This is a genomic window from Brevibacterium ihuae, from assembly GCF_900184225.1.
Classification (GTDB): Bacteria; Actinomycetota; Actinomycetes; order Actinomycetales; family Brevibacteriaceae; genus Brevibacterium; species Brevibacterium ihuae.
Genome location: NZ_FXWZ01000003.1, coordinates 656,884 through 676,827 on the forward strand (window position 1 = coordinate 656,884; position 19,944 = coordinate 676,827).

Below are 19,944 nucleotides of genomic sequence, written 5' to 3' on the forward strand. Positions count from 1 at the left end.
CGGGGCAGCCGCGCTGCGGGGCAGCGGCGCTGCGGTGCCGCGGGGCAGCGGACCTTCAGCGCGATCGGTTGCGCGGGTGGTTCCGAGCCTGCCGTTCGTTGCCCCGGCGGTAATTGCCAGTGAGCCGTGCCATGAGCTCCTGCGGATCCCCGGACTCCACGTCGTCGAGGAAGTCCGCGGCGCGGCGGCCCCGCAGGGTGGTCGCGGGACGCCCGTGATGCGTGATGACGACCGCGTCGCCGCGTTCGCGGTACTCGAATCCGGTCGGTCGGGTCATGCTCGGAGTGTGGGGCGGATCCGGCCACCGAGCCGGGTGGCGCACGGCGGTGAGTCAGGGATTCGAACCCTGGGTAGGGGGTTGCCCTACAACGGTTTTCAAGACCGTCACATTCGGCCGCTCTGTCAACTCACCTCGCACCGGGCGACCGGCCGGGAGACCCCGTCCTGCCTGGCGGTGCACCCCACATTCTGTCATATCCGCATACCCGGGCGAGGTGCCGCGACGTCCCTGCTGTGACGTCCCCGTTGTGACGCCGGAGCTCCGATTGCGCCGCCCGGGCCCGGCTGCTCTCCATCCGTGGCGTCCCCGCTGTGACGTCCGCCGTCCCGGGACCGCCCACCGGGACCGGATCGTCCCGTCGTCACCTGCCCGCGACCCGCGCCACAGTTCGGCAACAGTTCATCCGTCGCCGCGGACGCCGGTGAATCCGCGTCCGGACCACTCGGTAGGCTAGAGCAGGACCCACCGGTCCCGTGGAACCGAGCCAGTCAGGAGACTCCCTCGATGCAAGTGTGGCCAGGAACGCCCTACCCCCTCGGCGCGACCTACGACGGCACCGGAACGAACTTCGCGATCTTCTCCGAACCGGCGGAGAAGGTGGAGCTGTGCCTTTTCGACCAGTGGGGCAACGAGGACCGCATCGAGCTCACCGAGAAGGACGCCTACGTCTGGCACTGCTACCTCCCGCAGGTCGAGCCCGGCCAGCTCTACGGCTACCGCGTCCACGGTCCCTATGACCCGGACCGGGGCCTGCGCTGCAACCCCAACAAGCTCCTCCTCGACCCCTACGCCAAGGCGGTGTCGGGCCAGATCGAGTGGGGCCAGCAGATGTTCTCCTACCCCCTGGGCGGCGACGGCTCGGGCTACGACGAGGAGGACTCCGCGGATTCGATGATGCTCGGCGTCGTCATCAACCCGTACTTCGACTGGCGCGGCGACCAGCACCCCAACCACCCCTACTACCAATCGGTGATCTACGAGGCGCACGTCAAGGGCCTCACCCAGATGCACCCGGACATCCCGTCCGAGATGCGCGGCACCTACGCCGGAGTCGCCCACCCGAGCGTCATCAAACACCTCAAGAAGCTCGGGGTCACCGCGCTCGAGCTCATGCCCGTCCACCAGTTCGTCCAGGACCAGCGCCTCGAGGAGGAGGGCCTGCGCAACTACTGGGGCTACAACACCATCGGTTTCCTCGCGCCGCACAACGAGTACTCCGCCTCGGGACAGTCCGGCCAGCAGGTCCAGGAATTCAAGGAGATGGTCCGCGCACTCCACCACGCGGACATCGAGGTCATCCTCGACGTGGTCTACAACCACACCGCCGAGGGCAACCACATGGGCCCGACGATCTCCCTGCGCGGCATCGACAACACGCACTACTACCGCCTCGTCGAGGACGACCTCAAGCACTACATGGACTACACGGGGACCGGCAACACCCTCAACGTCCGGATGCCCCACTCGCTCCAGCTCCTCATGGACTCGCTGCGCTACTGGGTCACCGAGATGCACGTCGACGGCTTCCGCTTCGACCTCGCCGCGGCGCTCGCCCGCGAGTTCTACGACGTCGACCGCCTTTCGACCTTCTTCGAGATCATCCAGCAGGACCCCGTGGTGAGCCAGGTCAAGCTCATCGCGGAGCCCTGGGACATCGGCCCCGGGGGCTACCAGGTGGGCAACTTCCCGCCGCTGTGGTCGGAGTGGAACGGCAAGTACCGCGACGTCATCCGCGACTTCTGGCGCGGCGAGCACTCGACCGTCGGCGAGTTCGCCTCGCGGATCTCCGGCTCCGCGGACCTCTACGCGAACTCCGGCCGCCGCCCCTTCGCCTCGGTCAACTTCGTCACCGCCCACGACGGGTTCACCCTCGCCGACCTCGTGTCCTACAACGAGAAGCACAATGCGGCCAACGGCGAGGACAACCGCGACGGCGAGTCCCACAACCGCTCGTGGAACCACGGCGCCGAAGGCATCACCGACGACCCGGAGATCCTCTCCCTGCGCGCCCGCCAGCAGCGGAACTTCATCGCCACGCTCGCGCTGAGCCAGGGCGTGCCCATGCTCAGCCACGGTGACGAGCTCGGCCGCACCCAGAACGGCAACAACAACGCCTACTGCCAGGACTCGGAGCTCGCCTGGATCGACTGGGAGAACGCCGACCAGCCGCTCATCGAGTTCACCGCCCGCGTGTTCGAGATCCGCGAGCAGCATCCGACCTTCCGCCGCTCGCGCTTCTTCGACGGGCAGGTCGTCCGCTCCGACGTCGAACAGCCGCTTCCCGACCTCGTCTGGCTCAACACCGACGGCGAGGAGATGATCGTCACCGACTGGCACACCTCGTTCGCCCACGCGCTGGGCGTCTACCTCAACGGCAGCGGCATCCAGGGCATGGACAAGCGCGGCCGGCCGATCCGCGACGACGACTTCCTCGTGTTCTACAACGCCTCGCTCGAGGACGTCGACTTCGTCTTCCCGAACGAGGACTTCGCGCCGGGCTGGGAGGTCCAGCTCGACACCGCCGGGCTCTTCACCGACGAGCAGGTGTTCACCGCCGGGGAGAAGGTCACGCTCGTCGGCAAGTCGATGCTCATCCTCAAGGAGGCGAGCACGGAGGAGGAGACCGCGATGACCGTCGAGGCCTCGCTCGCCTCGCGGGCGGTCGCCGGGCAGCAGGGCGAGACCGAGACCGCACCGGTCGGGACCCGCGAGGTCGAGGACCTCGGCATCCCCGGTGAGGCCGGCGAGAAGGTCCGGCCGGGCTACGAAGAGATCTGAGCCCGGCCCCGAATCCCCACCCATCCGAGCAGGAGTGAGATTGAGCCAGCGTCCCGCACCCGTCCCCGCCTCCACCTACCGGTTCCAGCTCACAGCCGACTTCACCCTGTTCGATGCCGCCGAACAGGTCCCCTACCTCGCCGGCCTCGGCGTCGACTGGGTGTACCTGTCGCCGATCCTCGCCTCGGAGCCGGGGTCCGCGCACGGGTACGACATGGTCGACCCCACGTGGGTCGATGATGCCCGGGGAGGGCGAGCGGGTCTCGAGGCGCTCTCCCGCGCGGCACACTCCGCGGGCATGGGCGTGCTCGTCGACGTCGTCCCCAACCACATGGGCGTCGCCACTCCGCGCCACAACCCCTACTGGTGGGATCTGCTGACCTTCGGCGAGGCCTCGCGCTTCGCCCACTGGTTCGACATCGACTGGGCCGCGGGTGCCGACGACACCGCCCCCTTCCGGCCGGACGACGGCTGGCACCGTCCGGCCACCGGCAAGCTCGTCCTCGCCGAACTCGGCTCGCCCGACGACCTCGAGAAGCTCGAGATCCGCGAGCACGAGGGCTCCCCGGTCCTCGCCTACTACGACGCCCTGTACCCCGTGGCACCGGGGAGCCTGCGCGAGGGCATGACGCCGCAGGAGCTCCACGCGGTGCAGAACTACCGGCTCGTCCACTGGAAGCACGAGGACTGGGAGCTCAACTACCGCCGGTTCTTCTCGATCAAGACGCTCGCCGGCATCCGGGTCGACGATCCTGAGGTGTTCGCCGCCACCCACCGCGAGATCGCCTCGTGGTTCGTCGACGGGCTCGTCGACGGGCTGCGCATCGACCACATCGACGGACTCGCCCGGCCGGCGGAGTACCTCGCCCGGCTCACCCACCTCACCGGGGCGTACATCGTCACGGAGAAGATCCTCGCGCTCGAGTCCCGCGGCGAGCGCGAGCTCCTGCCCGCGAGCTGGGAGGCCGCGGGCGCCCGGGGCACCACCGGCTACGAGCTCATCGCCTACATCGACGGCGCCCTGACGAACCGTGCCGGATTCTTCCACCTCGAAGCCGCCCGCCAGCAGCTGAGCGCCGGCGGACCGCTGCCCGGCGAGGAGACCGAAGGGGATCCGGTCGACCTCGCCTCCGCGGCCCGCCACCTGCAGCGCCACCCGACCTCCGTGCACGGGCTGTTCACCCAGATCGAGCAGACCGCCAAGACGCACTTCGCGTTCGGCCCGCTGTCCGGGGAGATGCTCCGGCTGGCCCGCGAGCTCAAGGCGATCGGCTGGTTCCACTGCGACGCCCGCGCCCGCGCGATCATCGGCTCCGACCCTCTCGACATCGACATCGAGCAGCTCGCCGACGTGTTCGGGCTCCTCGCCGCTTCCCTCCCCGTCTACCGCGTCTATGCGCCGGCGCCCACCGACCGCCTGCACTTCCTCGCCCTCCTGTCCGACTCCGTCGACACGACGGACCTCCCGCCGCTGAGCCCGGACGGACAGATCATCCGACGGGCGCTTGCGGCGATCAGCTCCACCGCGCGGTCGGCCACCGCTTCGGACCGCCTGCTCTCCTACCTCGGCGTCGTCCTCACCACGGCGGATCATCCGACGTTCGTCCGCTTCGCCCAGACCACCGGGGCGATCATGGCGAAGGGCGTCGAGGACACGACCTTCTACCGCTACGCCGCGCTCACCGCGCTCAACGAGGTGGGCGGCCGCCCCGAGGAGCCCCTCGCGCCGACCGCGCTGTGGCAGGAGTTCGAGCGGCGCATGCGCACCACACCCTACGGCCTGAACTCGCTCACCACGCACGACACCAAGCGCAGCGAGGACACCCGGGCGCGGATCCTCGCACTCGCCGAGGTGCCCGAGGAGTTCCTCGCCTTCCTCGCCGCCGCGCGCCGGCACACCGCGGTGCGGTACCGGCCCGACGAATCCGATCTCACGGTCGCCGCCGGCCAGCGGTACGGCATCAACGCGAGCATGAAGGAGAGCCGGGCGCCGCTGGCCGCGGACACCTCGTTCGACGTCCTGCTGTGGCAGGCGGTGCTCGGCGCCTGGCCGGCCTCGCCGGAGCGCCTCACCGAGTACGCCCTCAAGGCCGCCCGCGAACAGAGCCTCTACACGTGGTGGACGGACAACCACGCCGAGTTCGAGGGCGAGCTGCGCGCCGCCATGGAAGCGACCGCGAACGACCCCGGACTCCGGGAGCTCATCGCGGACATGGACGAGCGGATCCGGGCGGCCGGCCGGTCGAACGGCCTCGTCGCCAAGGCCCTGCAGCTCCTCGCCCCCGGGGTGCCGGACGTGTACCAGGGCACCGAGCTGTGGGACCGCTCGCTCGTCGACCCGGACAACCGCCGCGCAGTCGACTACGACGCCCGCGGCGCGCTCCTGGGCGCCCTCGATCGACTCGATCCCGACAGCGAGGACGCCTGGGACTCCGGCGGCGTCAAGCTGCTCCTCACCTCCCGGCTGCTCCATCTGCGCGCTCGCCTCCGCGACGTCTTCGTGCCCGACAGCCCGCTCCTCGCCGGCCCTCCGCTCCCTGTCGGTCGCGCGGGCGCCCAGTGGGAGCATGCCCTCGCCGCACTGTTCGGCAGCCGCGTGCTGTTCGTCGGCACCCGGCTGCCGATCGGTCTCGAGAAGGCCGGCGGCTGGGCGGACACCACGGTGACCGTCGCCGACGACGACCTCCGGCCCCTCGACGATGCGGCCTACCTCGAGCAGGTGCTCGCGGAGACCGACCCCGAGGCGACGGATGCCGGCACCGGATCCGCCGATGACGGGGCGCCCGGTGGGAACTCCGCATCCGGCGCACAGGACGATCCGCGCTGGCAGGACGTCATCACCGGAGCCGAGTACACCGGCACCCGATTCCGCGTCGCCGACCTCCTCGCACACATGCCCGTCGCCGTCCTCGAACGAGTGGAGTGAGAACCATGACCGACAGCACCCAGACCCCGCAAGCCTCCGGCGCCGAACACACCATCGGCGCCCCGGCCAATCCGCAGATCGTCGTCACCGAGCTCAGCCCCACCCGGGTCACCGGTCACGTCGATCTCGGGCCGGAGCACCACACCCCCTACGGCACCGTCCACGGGGGCGTGTACTGCACGATCGTCGAATCCCTCGGCAGCATGGCCGGGGGCAATGCCGTCGCCGAGCGCGGCCAGTACTCGGTGGGAGTGCACAACGCCACCGACTTCATCCGCCCGTTCGACCGCGGTCGAGTCCTGGTGGCGGCCGAGGCGATCCAGCAGGGCCGTACCCAGCAGCTGTGGCTCATCTCGATCACCGCCGAGGAGTCCGGCAAGCTTCTGGCGCGCGGACATCTCCGCCTCCACAACGTCGACCTGCCGCAGACCTCGTGATCGTCGTCGACGCGAGCCGGCGCGGCGGCCCTGACACAACGCTCCGCTTCCCGGCCTACCCGTCCCTTGACCGCGGACTGCCCGAGTCTCGGGACCCGGCGGCCCCTGCGGTGTTCCGGGTCTGGGCGCCCGCAGCCGCAGCCGTGCGCCTCGCCTGGCGCACCGATGCCGACCTCGACATGTCACCCGCCGCGGTCCGCGATCGCTACCGCGAGTCACCCCTGTCCGAACCCGAGCTCGATGCGCTCGGTTTCCGGATCGAGGCGATGACGCACACCCCGGCGGGGTGGTGGGCCGTGACCGACCCCTCCGCCGAGTTGCGCGCCGCCGTCGCACGGACGGAGCAGACGGACACTGCGACGAATGCTCCGCTCATCGAGTACGGGTTCCTCCTCGACTCCCACCCCGACCTCCGGCCCGATCCGCGCTCGCGCCGGCAGCCGTACGGTCCTCACGGCCCGTCGGCGACCGTGCCCGCTCTCACCGCCGACCCCGCGTCGGCCTGGACCGGGCGCGCCTGGGACGGCTCTCCCGTCTACGAGCTCCACATCGGCACCTTCACCCCCGGCGGCACCTTCGATTCCGCGATCGAGCGGCTCGACCACCTCGTCGCGCTCGGGATCGGCTGGGTCGAGCTCCTCCCGGTCAACACCTTCGCCGGCCTCCACAACTGGGGCTACGACGGGGTCGCCTGGTACGCGGTGCAGGAGAGCTACGGTGGGCCGGAGGGGTACCGACGCTTCATCGACGCGGCCCACGCGCGCGGCCTCGGCGTCATCCAGGACGTCGTCCACAACCACCTGGGCCCGTCCGGGAACTACCTCGGACTCTTCGGTCCGTACCTCCACTCCGCGGCCGCGAACCCCTGGGGCGATTCGATCAACCTCGACGGCCCGGACTCCGACGAGGTGCGCGCGTTCATCCTCGATGACCTCGCGATGTTCGCCGTCGCCTACGGCGTCGACGCCTTCCGGCTCGACGCGGTCCACGCCCTAGTCGATTCCCGCGCGCTGCCGATCCTCGAGGACATGACGCTCCACCTGGAGGCGCTCGCCGGGGAGCTCGGACGGTCCCATCCGATCCACCTCATCGCCGAATCCGACCTCAACGATCCCCGTCTCATCACCGCGCGCGCCCAGGGCGGGGACGGTCTCACGGGCCAGTGGAGCGACGACTTCCACCATGCGGTGCACGTCGCACTCACCGGGGAGACCGGCGGCTACTACGCCGACTTCGCCGATCCGCGCGCGCTGCCGAAGGTGCTCCGCTCCGGCTTCTTCCACGACGGGACCCGCTCCTCGTTCCGGGGTCGGGCGCACGGTCGCCCGATCGACGGCAAACGGGTGGACCCCGGGCAGCTCGTCGTGTGCACGCAGAACCACGACCAGGTGGGCAACCGTGCGGCCGGCGACCGGCTCTCGCATCTCGTGGGTCCCGATGCCCTGGCCGTCGGCGCGACGCTCCTGCTGCTCGGACCGAACACCCCGATGCTCTTCATGGGCGAGGAGTGGGCGGCCTCGACCCCGTGGCAGTTCTTCACCGACCACCGGGAGGAATGGCTGGGCGAGGCGGTGTCGAACGGACGCAAGAGCGAGTTCGCCCGGATGGGATGGGACGAGTCGACGGTGCCCGATCCCCAGGACCCGGAGACCTTCACCCGCTCCGTCCTCGACTGGTCGGAGTTCGCGGAGGAGAGCGGACCGGAGAACGCTTCCCGCCGAGCGATCTTCGAGCTGCACTGCGCACTCGGTCGGATCCGGGCCGCACGCCCGGAGTTTCGCGGTCCCCGCTTCGCCGACATCCGCGTGGACGGTCCCGCAGCGTCTGAGGACGCTCGCGGCGACGAGCGCTGGGTCTCACTCACCATCGGCGGTCTCGCACTCGTCGCCAACCTCGGGAGCGGGGAGCAGCGCGTCCGGCTCCCCCGGCCTGCGGCGGCGACGCTCCTCGACACCGCAGAGTTCCTCACCGCGCGCGGGGTGGCCGTGCCCGGCGGGGCGACGGGCACCGGCGTCTCCGGCACCGCGACCGCGGTCATCGATGCCGAGGACGTCGTCCTCCCGCCGATGACCGCAGTCGCGATCGAGCTCGCCGGCTGAGCCGGGCGGACACCCGTTGCCGGCTCAACCGTGCGGTGGTCGGCAGCCCCCGTGCTCGCGGACTCAGGTGAGCCGGCTCGCGAGCACGGCCACGCCGTCTCCGGTCAGCTGGCCGAGGTGGCTGCTGCGACCCGCCATGACCATGACGAGAGCGAGCGTCGGCCCCGCGACCTCGGGTCCGGACCCTGCCTTGAAGGGGCCGTCGGTGGCCCGCAGCCGCACTCCGGCGGCGGTCGTCCTGCTCTCCACCGTGAAGTCCCGGCGCGCATAGAACTCCGCCACGGCGGTCGCGGATTCCACGACATCGGGACCGGCGATCCCGAGCGGGTGACGGATGTCCTCGCCGTGGACGACGACCTCGCCGAGATATGCGGCGAGGTCCGAGGTCGGCGCCACGGTCGCGGACACCACCGCCCGGAAGCGGTCGAGGGTGTCCTGCGTTGTGGGACCGAGGTGCTCTCGCAGTCGCCGCTCGTTGTGGACAGCCGGGCGGAACCCGGCCAGCACGATGCTGCGGACCCATGCGAGAGTACCGGTCGATGCCGCTGCCGTGAGATGTGCGACGACATGCTCGACATCCCACGCCCCGCACAGGGTCGGCCGGCGCCAATCCTCCTCACCGAGTCCCGAGAGATCGTCGACGAGGTCCTGCCGCGCGCGGTGCGTGGCCTCCCACAGGTCATGCACCGCACCGCGCCCTGTGCTCACCGGTCCTGCACCGCTTCGAGATCGGCGATGACGATCTTCTTCATCCCGAGCAGCGCCTGCATGGCCGCCGGGGTTCCGACGAGCGCGTCCATCCCGGCGGGCATGACCTGCCACGACACCCCGAACCGGTCCTTGCACCACCCGCACTGCTCCGCTTCGGGCACGTGGGAGAGCTTCTCCCAGTAGTGGTCGATCTCGGCCTGGTCCTCACACGTGATCGCGAACGACACCGCCTCGCTGAGGGTGAAGTACGGCCCGCCGTCGAGGCAGCCGAAGCGGCGGCCGGCGAGGGTGAACCACGCGGCGTTGATCTTCCCGGTCATCCCCCGGAACTGCTCGCCCATGTCCTCGAGCTCCTCCGTGTACCGCATGACCTCACCGATCGAGGAGTCGGGGAACACCGACACGTAGTACTCCATCGCCTCTTCGGCGCAGTCGTCGAACCAGAGGAATGGCGTGATCGTGTCCACGGACGGCATCACACGCCGCCGGGGGCCGAATCGCCGAGCGGCTGGTTGACCTGGAACGTCACGCCCTTCGGATCCTCCACGGTTGCGACCCGGCCGAACGGCGAGTCGGTCGGCCCGTCGAGGAGCTTCCCACCGGCCTCCTGGATCGCGGCGACCGTCGCATCGGCGTCCGTGACGCAGAAGTACGCCCGCCAGAACGACGGGGTGCCCTCCGGGAACCACGACTTCGCCTCGCAGATGCCGGCGCTCGCCCGCTCCTCCGGCGCGTTCGTCGCGTACCGCAGGTCGGGCTGCGGGTCGTCCTCATCGCTCTCCATGAGGGTGACGTCGAAGTCGAACACCGCGGTGTAGAACTCCGTCGAGGCCTCGAAGTCCATGCTCATGAGCTCGAACCACACCGGGGTCCCCGGAGCGGCGCTGAAGGTGTACCCGTCGAATCCCTTCTCCTCCCACATGCCCACATAGGCGCCCGTGGGGTCGAGGATCCCGGCGAACCGTCCCCGTGCGGCGACCTCGGTCGGTTCGAGGACCACGCGTCCGCCGTGGGCCTTCACCTTCTCCAGCCGGGCGTCGAGGTCGTCGACCGCGAGGTAGATGTCCCACGACGGGTCGATCTCACCGCCCTCGGGGCAGGTCATCCCCGCGGTGTCCATGAAGCCCGCCTGAGCGTTCCCGGCGGCGATGACCATCTGGTAGCCGTTCATCTCCGGACCCTGGTCGACGAACTCCCAGCCGAAGATCCGCCGGTAGAAATCGATGCTGTCCGCGATGCCGTTGGCGCTGTACTCGAGCCAGGTCGGCTCTCCGGTCGGTCGTGCCATGATCGTGTCCCTTCTCGTGGTCGCCCTCGGCTCCGAGGGCGGCGACTGCGGTGTACTCGGGCGACGCCGGTGCGGCGACGCTGCGCCCGATTGATCTCACCGTATTCCGCCGGACGCGGCCGTGATTATCCGTTCCTGCGCTTCTGTTCCCACAGCACCGGAAGCGCCGACAGCAGGGGGACCGAGGTGACCGGTGCCGGGCCGAGGTCGAGGGCGACGCTCCGGCCCGGGGGAACCGGCGGCAGGATCGGTTCCGGGTGCACCGCCACGACCGGCTGACCGAGCGCGAAGTGATCCCCTACCTCGGCCGCGGGCGGGACCGCGAAGGCGAGCAGCCACGGCGCCCCGGGGCACATCGGGAGGTCGACCACCGCATGGTCCCGGACGAGCACGCCGGCGAGCGGCAGTCCGATCGGAGCCGGCTGCCGGTACCAGCCGAGCCAGGTGTCCGCCCCGGACCAGCCGTCGACGGGATGGGTGATGTGCACCCGGATCCGGTCGTGCCGGGCGTCGGTTTGCTCGAACGGCCGAGGCGGCTGCTCGCCGACGCTTTCGGCGACCCTCCGCAGCGCCGCCGGGGTCGTTCCCACGGCCCGCGCGAACCGGCGGGTGAAGGTCGGGAGGGAGTCGAAGCCGACGGCGGCGCACACCTCGGCGACGGCGAAGTCCTCGGCGAGCAGCAGGCGCTTGGCCGCGTCGAAGCGGATCGCCGAGAGGTACTGTCCGGGGCCCAGCCGGGCGACCCGGGCGAATGACCGCGCGAAGTGCGCGGGGCTGTAGCCCACGTGGTCGGCGATGTCGTCGACCACGATGCGCTCCGCGTACCGCTCCCGCATGAATCCGATCGCGGCGAGCGCCGTCGTGTGATCCATGTCACCACTGTAGACGCGAGCCCGGCCTCGATACAGTGAATGCATGACGAAGACCTTCCGCGCGATCTCGACCCCGCACCACCTGGCGACCGAGGCCGGCCGTCAGATGTTCGAGGCGGGCGGCAGCGCCGTCGACGCCGCGATCGCCGCCGATGCGGTGCTCGCCGTCGTCTACCCGCACAACACCGCGATCGGCGGAGACCTCATCGCGCTCGTGTCGACCCCCGGTGCCCCGGAGCCCGCTCTCGTCGATGCGTTCGGCTATGCCCCGCGCGACGTCCGACCCGAGCAGTGGGGCACGAGCGGGCGCGTTCCCGCCTTCGGACCGCCGTCCATCACCGTGCCCGGCACCCTGCGCGGCTGGCGGCATCTCCATGACGCCTACGGCAGGCTGCCCTGGGACACGCTCCTCGAGCCCGCGATCACTGCGGCCCGCGACGGCTACCCGATCAGCCGGTCGCTCCGCGGCGCCATCGACCGGACCGCGGCGTCCGGGGCCGAGGGGCGAGACTTCGTCGAGGCGTTCTTCGGACCGGAATGGGAGACCGCGAACACCGCCTCGAACCCCGCGCTCGCACGGACGCTCACCCGTCTCGCCGCGGCCGGGCCGGACGACTTCTACACCGGTGAGGTCGCTGCCGCCGTCCTCGCCTACCTGCGATCGGTGCGGCCGGAGTTCACCGCCGCCGACCTCGCGGACTACGCGGTGCGGACCACCGAGCCGCTGAGCACCACGTTCGGCGGGTACACCGTCCACACCGGCGGGGCGCCGTGCCAGGGCTTCGCGCTCCTCCGGTACCTCGACGAGCTCGCCGAGGCGGTGGCCGCCGGGGCTCGGTCCGACGAGGCAGTGACCGGCGGCGGCGCGGCCCCAGCGAGCGAGGTGCGTCCCGAGCTGCTCGCCGACACCGCGCTCGCCCGGATCTGGGCGGATTCCTTCGCCCACTCGGATGCCCTGCGCGATTCGATCCTCACCGAGGACACCGACCCGGCGGCGCTGCTCGACCGGTCACTGGCCGGCGCGGCTGCGGGAGAGCGCGCGGGCGCCTCGGATGCGGGTGGGGCCGGTGCCTCGGCCCCGGCCGACGGCGACACCGTGGGCATCGCCGCCCACGACGGCGAACTGAGCATCTCGCTCATCCAAAGCCTGTACTCGGCGTTCGGCTCACGGTGCTTCGATCCGCGCACCGGGATCGTGTTCCAGAACCGCGGGTCGATGTTCTCCCTCGATCCGGAGTCCCCGCAGTTCGTCCGCGGTCGGGCACGCCCGCCCCACACGCTCATGCCGGTCATCGTCACCGACGCCGAAGGCCGGCCCGCGATCGTCCAGGCGACGATGGGCGGCAAGGCGCAGGCGCAGATCCACGCGCGGCTCTTCACCCACCTCGTGCGCGGCGGCACCGCCGAACAGGCGGTCGCTCTCCCCCGCTGGGTCACGGGAATCCGCCATCCCGGTGACACCCCGCACACCGTCCACATCGAGGCGGACGTCCCCGCCGCGGTCGTCGAGGTGCTCGAGGACTCGACCCCGGAGCCACTGCAGCGGACCGCCGCGCTCACCGATTGGATGGGCCACGCGAACGTCATCGATCTGCGCGGCCCCGCACCGGCCGCGGCCTCAGACCCGCGCGCCGACGGCTCCGCCTGGGTGGGCTGACCAGCACCGCCCGGGTACCTGAGCCCTCGTTCGCGCTGGCTGCGACTTCGGCTAGTGGACTACTTCCGTCCAACTGCGCGGGATCTCTCGATCTGCGCGCAATTGCGCGCAGATCGAGAGATCTCGCGCAGTTCGGTGATGGCACGGCACGAGGCAGCGCGGCCTACGTTGGCACGAGAGTACGGCTTGAGGTGACGTGTGTGTGAGCGGCCCGAGGAGAGCGGACCCTCGCCGGTGCATCGGACCTGTGGAGGGCGGGCGGTTTTCCACACTCCCCCGGTTGCGCCGCGCAAGGACTGCCGTTCGGCCCATGATCGAGCATGGTTGCCGTATTCACCTACTCCGACGTCGCCCATCTCCCCTCGGTCGAGCAGCGGCTGCGAGCCGGCTTGAATTGCTGCCTCGAGAGGATCTCCTCAGGGGTCTACGAGGTCGTCTCGCTGTGCGCGGTGTCAGAGCACCGGCCATTCGGGTACTTCGTCGACGATCCCAGCACCCTGCGTCCTCCGGTAACGGGGATCGCATCCGGGCGCAATCACGATCCGCTGTGGCGCAGGTATGTTCGCGATCGGCACCTCGCCTGGATCCGCGCACACGGGTCCATACGTGCCGAGGACGTCGTCAGTCATCGGTCGGCTGCCCTGGTGCACGGAGTGCCGTACATCGGACCCGAACCCGGCCGGATCGAGCTGGTGAACCCGGTCGCGAGCCGCTCCGGCCGTTCCATCCACCGGCGCCAGCGCACCATTCCCGAAGCCCACACGATGCGCCTCGTCGACATCCCGGGGCCGAGTTCCGCAAGCGTGATCCCAGCGACGTCTTCCTCCGTCCCGCTTCATCTGCAGCACAAGTCCATCACCCTCGACGCCCCGGTGTCCGCAGCGGATGGTCTTCGCATCACCACCCCGGCACGCACTGCGGTCGACCTGGCCAAGGACTGCGGGATTCAATCCGGGGTCGCCGCTCTCGACTCCTACCTCGCACACGGTGAGCTGGCCGGTGGCCCGAAGAACCGCTTCACCGCGTTCCCTCCTGCAGAGGATGTCGTCGCTGTGCGACGGGAAACGCTCTCCTCGATCATCGAGATCGCCGGACGCGGTCCCGGACGGCGGCGACTTCTCACTGCTGTCGACTGGGCAACCGGACTGGCCGAATCCCCTGCGGAGAGCCTGGCGACGGTGGGGTTCCGTCATCTCGGCATCACCGATGTGCAGCAGCAGGCATGGATCCACGATGCGGCAGGCACTCGAGTGGGTCGAGTCGATTTCCTCATCGAGCGAGCGCGGGTGGTGATCGAGATCGACGGCATGGAGAAGTACGCCTCGGGCTTCGACCCGAATCTCATGCAGCGCGACGTCCTCATGGCCGAGAAGGAGCGCGAACACCGGATCCGCCGGTGCGGATACACCGTTCTCCGACTCACGTGGGCCGATGTCATCGACCTGCAGCGGTTCCGCCGCGCCCTCCAGCGCGTGGGCCTCGTCTGAGTCAGCCTCACTCCGGACCAGGTTCGCAGGACGACGCCATCGAACTGCGCAGTATCCCGCCATCTGCGCGCAATTGCGCGCAGATCAGCAGATACCCCGCAGTACGGGGCAGAAGCACGACCGAGCGGACCGTGCGATCACTGGATGACCACACCCCGTCCAGACAGCGCACCGACCGTTGGGCCGACCAGCACCGACCGGGTGGGCCCTGAGTCCTCGTTCAGCCCCGCACCGATCGACGCGCCGCAGCGCCGCGGGCTCAGCGCGCCGGGGTGAAGTACAGCGCGCCGAGCGCCGGCACCGTCACCGCCGCCGAGGCATCGAAGCCGTTGAATCCCTCGGACTCGCCGTCGATCCACCCCATGTTCCCGACGTCGGACCCGCCGTACGTCTCCGCATCGGTGTTGAGCCTCTCCGTCCACACCCCTCCGAACGGCAGCGGGATCCGGTAGTCGCTCAGCGTCTGTCCGGAGAAGTTCACCACGCACACGAGCGGCTGCCCGGAGGCCGACCAGCGGACGAACGACAGGACCGAGTTCCCGGAGTCAGCGCCGTTGAGCCACTGGAACCCGGCCTGGACCCCGTCCTGCTCCCACAGCGCCGGCGACTCCTGGTAGAGCTGGTTGAGGTCGCGCACGAGACGCTGCACCCCGCGGTGCCCGGGGATGTCGGTGAGCCACCAGTCGAGTCCGTGCTGCTCGGACCATTCGGCCTCCTGGCCGAACTCCGAGCCCATGAAGACGAGCTTCTTGCCCGGGTGCGCCCACTGGTAGGCGAAGAACGATCGCATCCCGGCGAGCTGCTTCCACCGGTCGCCGGGGAACCGGGCGAGGAGCGAGCCCTTGCCGTGGACGACCTCGTCGTGCGAGATCGGCAGCACGTACTGCTCGGAGAACGCGTAGACGAGCGAGAACGTGATGTCGTTGTGGTGCCAGCTCCGGTACATCGGATCGCGTCCGACGTAGCCGAGGGAGTCGTGCATCCATCCCATGTTCCACTTGAGGTCGAAGCCGAGTCCGCCGCCCGAGGTCGGGGCGGTGACGCCGGGGAACGCGGTCGACTCCTCGGCGATGATCGCCACCCCGGGGTGGGTCTTGCCGACGGTCGCCGTGACCTCCTGGATGAACCGGATCGCGTCGAGGTTCTCGCGCCCGCCGTGCTCGTTGGGCACCCACTGGCCGTCCTCGCGCGAGTAGTCGAGATAGAGCATCGAGGCGACGGCGTCGACGCGCAGGCCGTCGATGTGGAACTCCTCGATCCAGTAGAGCGCGTTGGCGACGAGGAAGTTCCGCACCTCGGGCCGGCCGTAGTCGAAGATCAGCGTGCCCCAGTCGGGGTGCTCACCGCGCCGCGGGTCCGGGTGCTCGTAGAGCGGTTCGCCGTCGAACCGGGCGAGCGCGAAGGAGTCCTTGGGGAAGTGGGCGGGGACCCAGTCGAGGATGACCCCGATCCCTGCCTCGTGCAGGCTGTCGACGAGGAACCGGAACTCGTCCGGGGACCCGAAGCGCGAGGCCGGGGCGTAGTACGAGGTGACCTGGTAGCCCCAGGAGCCGCCGAAGGGGTGTTCGGCGACGGGCATGAGCTCGACGTGGGTGAATCCGAGCTCGGACACGTAGTCGACGAGCTCGCGCGCGAGCTCGCGGTAGCCGAGCCCGAGGCGCCACGACCCCAGGTGGATCTCGTAGGTGGACATCGGGCGGTCGGCTGGCACCTCCGCGTCGCGGGCCGCGATCCAGCCGGAGTCGCGGAAGGAGTAGGCGGAGTCGGCGATGACCGAGGCGGTGCCGGGCGGCACCTCGGCGCTGCGGGCGAGCGGGTCGGCCTTGTCGATCCACCGGCCGTCGCGGGTGAGGATGCGGTACTTGTAGGTCTCGCCCGCCCCGAGCTCGGGGACGAAGATCTCCCACACGCCGGTGGAGCCGAGCGAGCGCATCGCGTGACCGCGCCCGTCCCAGCCGTTGAAATTGCCGACCACCTGGACGGCCCGGGCGTTGGGGGCCCACACCGCGAAGCCGGTCCCGGTGAGCGGATCGCCGCCGGGCACATCGTACGAGCGCACCTGGGAGCCGAGGACCGCCCAGAGCTTCTCGTGGCGTCCCTCGGAGATGAGGTGGAGGTCGAGCTCGCCCACGGTGGGCAGATACCGGTACGGATCGTCGACGACGACCGGCCCCGCGCCCCAGTCGACCTCGAGGCGGTAGTCGGGGATCTCGGTGAGTGGCAGCCGGGCCTCCCACACCCCGCTCCCGACGTGCTCGGCCGGGGTGCGCTCCCCGTCGACGAGCACGGAGACGGCGTGGGCCATGTGCTTGACGGTGCGGACGAGGATTTCGGAGCGGGTCGCCGAGGCGTGCGGGGACGATGTGGGACCCACGGTCGGTCGGGTCGACGGGACCGGCGGAGCCTGGGCGCCCGACGCGACGCCCGGTGCGGCGGAGTCGCGCTCAGCGCCTCCGGACGGAGCCGGGATCGGGGAACCGGCCGCGGCGGGTGAAGCAGGAGCCACCGGAGCCGCGGCCGAGGCGGGTGCCTCGGGGGCGGGCGGCGCCGTAGGAGCGGTCGGGCCGGTCCCGGCGTCCTCCGCGGCGTCGACGAGGTGCGCGCCGAGCAGACCGTGCGGGTCGAAGTGTGCACCGGCGGCGATCGTCTCGAGCAGGTCGGGGGTGAGTTCGCTCATGGTTGCGTCATCCTCCTGGGCGCAGGCCCGCGGCTGGGTCGGGGTGCGTCAGCGGTCGGTGCCGAAGCGCGGGGGCGCAGCCGGCCGGGCCGGCAGCGGGGGCGTGGGATCGACGGGCCGATCCCCGGACGCGGAATCCGTCGGCTGTCCGTCCGCCGGATCGGAGGGCGCGGACTGCGGATCCTCGACCTCGACGTCGTATTCGTCGAGCGGATCATCCGGATCGTCGGCCATGCCGCCGAACACGTCCGCGAACTCGTGATTCGAGGCGTCGTCCTCCTCCGCGGCGGCGTCGCGGGATTCCGATACTTCTGCAGCGGAGCCGCCGGGCTCGGGCTCCCCTACGACGGCTGCGGACGGAGCCGCGTCGGCAGGCTCCCCCGCATCGGCATCAGCGGGCGCACTGGTGTCGGCGTCCTCGGAACCGGGCAACGGATCGTCAGTCTCAGCGGCGGCGGCATCGATGTCGACCGCCGTCTCCTCATCGGAACCGATGAACTCGGAACCGACGGACTCGGACGCGACGTCGGCATCCGCGAGTGCACTCCCGGAATCGTCGGAAGAGCCGGCGGCCACGACATCGGGAGCATCGGCAACGTCGCCGCGCGAGGTTTCCGCGTCACTGGGCTCGGTGTCGGAGTCACCGACCGGGGTCACCGCGTCTGCGTCACCGGGCTCGCTGTCGGAGCCGAACGCACCGTCGGAGCCGGCCGCAGTCGTCGAATCCGCGCTCCCCGCACCGGCAACGGAGCGGTCACCGACGGCTTCGGCACGATCACTGTCGTCACCGGCAGCCGCCTCGGCTCCCGCGATCGCGGCACCGGGAGCCGCAGCTCCTGCGGTGCCACGGGCGGTGTCCGTCCCGGAGGTGTCCGCAGCGCCGGAGCCGCTTGCGGCGGCTCCCCGTGCCCTGGACTCCGCGGCGGGGATGACCGGCCCGCGGTCGGCCGAGGCCTGGCTGAACTCCTCGGCGCTCACCTCGGAGGATTCGGGGGCGACCCATGCGCGGGCGGCACCGTCCTCGTCGTCGGAGGGCACGTCGTGCTCGAGGCGGCCGCCGAGCAGCAGGGTGAGGGTGGCGAGCGGCACGATGAGCCAGGTGGGGCGGTTGCGCAGCTCGGTGACGACCTCGACGAGGAGGCGGTCGATGAGCACGGCCCGGAGCACCGGGTCGTGGAGGCCCACCGAGGCATTCACCGCGTGCGAGTAGCCGGTGAGGAGCGAGTTCTGCGCCTGCGAAGACCACAGGTACTCCGGCGAGTCGACGACCTCCTGCATCGACTCCCCCGACTCCTCGAGCCCGGAGAAGCCGAGCACCACCGGCTGCGCATCGAGATCGAGCGCGCCGGTGCGGCGCAGCCGGGCGTACCCGGCGGCGTAGTCGATGCTCCGCAGCAGCGCCACGAGGTCGATCGCGGCGGGCTTGGGGAACTCCTGGGTCTCCTCGGAGAAGTTGACGACGCGGAATCCGGCGCCGGGGCTCGATACCACCTGGTTGAGCGTGAGCTCCCCGTGGATGCGCTGCAGTCCGCCCAGGCTCTCGAGCTCGCGCAGGCCGTCGCGGTGCGCCCGCAGCCGGCTGCCGAGCGCGCCGAGCGCCAGCGGAGCGCGGGCGAGCGCCCAATCGACCCGGTCCTGCCACTTCTTCACCCATTCGGCGGTGGGCTCTCCCATGCTCCGCACCACGCCGAACTCCGCAGCCAGGTCGAGGTGGAGCTCCCCCACCCGGGTGCCGAGCGCCATCGCCCGCTTGTTGTACGAACCGATCGAGCCAGAGTCCACCGCGCACGCGATGTCGACCGCCTCGCGCCACGCGGGCTGCGAGTCGCGCTCGGTGCGGCTGAGGATCGCGAGCGGGGCGCTCTGGGTGTCGAGGTCGGCGGCATCGAACCAGCGTCCGGCCGACCAGCCGATGACCTCGGGCACGGCACCGGATTCGGCCTCGGTGAGGGCGACGGGGATCCGCACCGCAGAGCTCAAACCGGGCCGGATGACGCGGAAGAAGGTGAGCACGCAGGGGTCGGCCGGGTCGTCGATGACGACGCTCGACTCGTTCGTGCGGCTCTCGAGGAGCCCGAGGCGGATGACGTCGGCGTGTGCGAGCAGGGTGCCGGGGTCGTCGAGCGCAGCGAAGGGGTGTCCGTGCTCGCCCACCCGGTCGGCCTGGACCTGGCCGCCCTCGAAGCGGCGGCCCGCGGCCATCGCCTGGGCGGAGGCGAGGACGAAGATCGGATCCGCGCATCCGTCGTAGACGTAGCAGCGGCCGAGGGTGATGTCGTCGACGGTGCCGATGAGGTGCGGACGGAGGGCGTAGTCCTCCTCGGTCCGATAGGACAGCGGGATGTTGAGGCGCCGCAGGGTCCGGCCGTCGCCCACGGAGATGATCGCCTGGTGCCCCTGGACGGTGCCGATGTTGCGCACCGTGCCGACCTCGCGTTCCGGCTCCGCATCAGCGGCGGGCTCCGCCTTCGCCCGGTTGTCGACGATGCGGTAGTGCTCCGTGGTGGTGGGCGCGGCGGGCTCCGCGGCCGGGGCGGGCCGGGATTCCGCGGCCTCGGCGGCGGCCCGTGCGGTATCGAACTCGAACAGCCGGGTGATCGACATCGGGGTGATGTCCGGGTCGGCCCCGAGCTCGGTCTCGAGCTTGGGGAACCAGCCCTGGCGCGGCAGCCACGCGGAGAGCAGCTGCTCCAGATCACTGCTGATGGCCACCGGTGTCCCCCTTGCGTCGA

General features: G+C 70.6%; 13 protein-coding genes and 1 tRNA gene. 6 read left to right on the forward strand and 8 right to left on the reverse strand.

Annotated features, from left to right (window positions below):
* Positions 1 to 55: 55 nt before the first annotated feature.
* Both C1A17_RS08355 and C1A17_RS08360 read right to left on the reverse strand, forming a co-directional pair.
* Positions 56 to 277, reverse strand: coding sequence for a hypothetical protein (locus tag C1A17_RS08355; protein WP_101652577.1), 222 nt, complete (start codon positions 275 to 277; stop codon positions 56 to 58).
* 47 nt (positions 278 to 324) lie between these two features.
* A tRNA-Ser gene (locus tag C1A17_RS08360) sits at positions 325 to 412 on the reverse strand.
* 372 nt (positions 413 to 784) lie between these two features.
* Here C1A17_RS08360 and glgX point away from each other — a divergent pair.
* The 4 genes from glgX to treZ all read left to right on the forward strand — a co-directional run bounded on the left by glgX (position 785) and on the right by treZ (position 8,520).
* On the forward strand, positions 785 to 3,058 hold the full coding sequence (glgX, locus tag C1A17_RS08365; RefSeq protein ID WP_101652578.1) for a glycogen debranching protein GlgX: 2,274 nt from the start codon (positions 785 to 787) through the stop codon (positions 3,056 to 3,058).
* 40 nt (positions 3,059 to 3,098) lie between these two features.
* Complete coding sequence (treY, locus tag C1A17_RS08370; protein ID WP_101652579.1) at positions 3,099 to 5,984, forward strand: malto-oligosyltrehalose synthase; 2,886 nt, start codon at positions 3,099 to 3,101, stop codon at positions 5,982 to 5,984.
* A 5-nt stretch (positions 5,985 to 5,989) separates the two neighbouring features.
* The gene (locus C1A17_RS08375) at positions 5,990 to 6,421 is read left to right on the forward strand and encodes a PaaI family thioesterase (RefSeq protein WP_101652580.1); all 432 of its coding nucleotides are present in this window, start codon (positions 5,990 to 5,992) and stop codon (positions 6,419 to 6,421) included.
* 110 nt (positions 6,422 to 6,531) lie between these two features.
* Positions 6,532 to 8,520: a malto-oligosyltrehalose trehalohydrolase gene (gene treZ, locus C1A17_RS08380; protein WP_245873593.1), complete on the forward strand. Its 1,989-nt coding sequence runs from the start codon at positions 6,532 to 6,534 to the stop codon at positions 8,518 to 8,520.
* Between the two features lie 63 nt (positions 8,521 to 8,583).
* Here treZ and C1A17_RS08385 read toward each other — a convergent pair whose 3' ends face one another.
* From C1A17_RS08385 to C1A17_RS08400, 4 genes are all read right to left on the reverse strand, one after another.
* A complete protein-coding gene (locus C1A17_RS08385) occupies positions 8,584 to 9,228 on the reverse strand; it encodes a maleylpyruvate isomerase family mycothiol-dependent enzyme (protein WP_245873595.1) in 645 nt (214 codons plus the stop codon).
* Complete coding sequence (locus C1A17_RS08390; protein WP_425427294.1) at positions 9,225 to 9,698, reverse strand: VOC family protein; 474 nt, start codon at positions 9,696 to 9,698, stop codon at positions 9,225 to 9,227. Before C1A17_RS08390 ends, C1A17_RS08385 begins: the two co-directional genes overlap by 4 nt.
* A gap of 8 nt (positions 9,699 to 9,706) precedes the next feature.
* Positions 9,707 to 10,519 carry a VOC family protein gene (locus C1A17_RS08395; protein ID WP_101652582.1) on the reverse strand — a complete coding sequence of 271 codons (813 nt, stop codon included), beginning with the start codon at positions 10,517 to 10,519 and terminating at the stop codon, positions 9,707 to 9,709.
* A gap of 125 nt (positions 10,520 to 10,644) precedes the next feature.
* A complete protein-coding gene (locus C1A17_RS08400; protein ID WP_180953250.1) occupies positions 10,645 to 11,391 on the reverse strand; it encodes a helix-turn-helix transcriptional regulator in 747 nt (248 codons plus the stop codon).
* 43 nt (positions 11,392 to 11,434) lie between these two features.
* On the opposite strand from C1A17_RS08400, the gene C1A17_RS08405 reads away from it, so the two are divergent.
* Positions 11,435 to 13,048: a gamma-glutamyltransferase gene (locus C1A17_RS08405; protein WP_101652584.1), complete on the forward strand. Its 1,614-nt coding sequence runs from the start codon at positions 11,435 to 11,437 to the stop codon at positions 13,046 to 13,048.
* 320 nt (positions 13,049 to 13,368) lie between these two features.
* Complete coding sequence (locus C1A17_RS08410; protein WP_146000609.1) at positions 13,369 to 14,535, forward strand: PDDEXK family nuclease; 1,167 nt, start codon at positions 13,369 to 13,371, stop codon at positions 14,533 to 14,535.
* Between the two features lie 259 nt (positions 14,536 to 14,794).
* On the opposite strand, the gene glgB is transcribed toward C1A17_RS08410, so the two are convergent.
* Both glgB and C1A17_RS08420 read right to left on the reverse strand, forming a co-directional pair.
* Positions 14,795 to 17,212 carry a 1,4-alpha-glucan branching protein GlgB gene (gene glgB, locus C1A17_RS08415; RefSeq protein WP_101652586.1) on the reverse strand — a complete coding sequence of 806 codons (2,418 nt, stop codon included), beginning with the start codon at positions 17,210 to 17,212 and terminating at the stop codon, positions 14,795 to 14,797.
* 48 nt (positions 17,213 to 17,260) lie between these two features.
* Positions 17,261 to 19,924 (reverse strand): maltokinase N-terminal cap-like domain-containing protein, encoded by a 2,664-nt coding sequence (locus C1A17_RS08420; RefSeq protein ID WP_101652587.1) that lies wholly within the window; start codon positions 19,922 to 19,924, stop codon positions 17,261 to 17,263.
* Positions 19,925 to 19,944 lie beyond the last annotated feature (20 nt).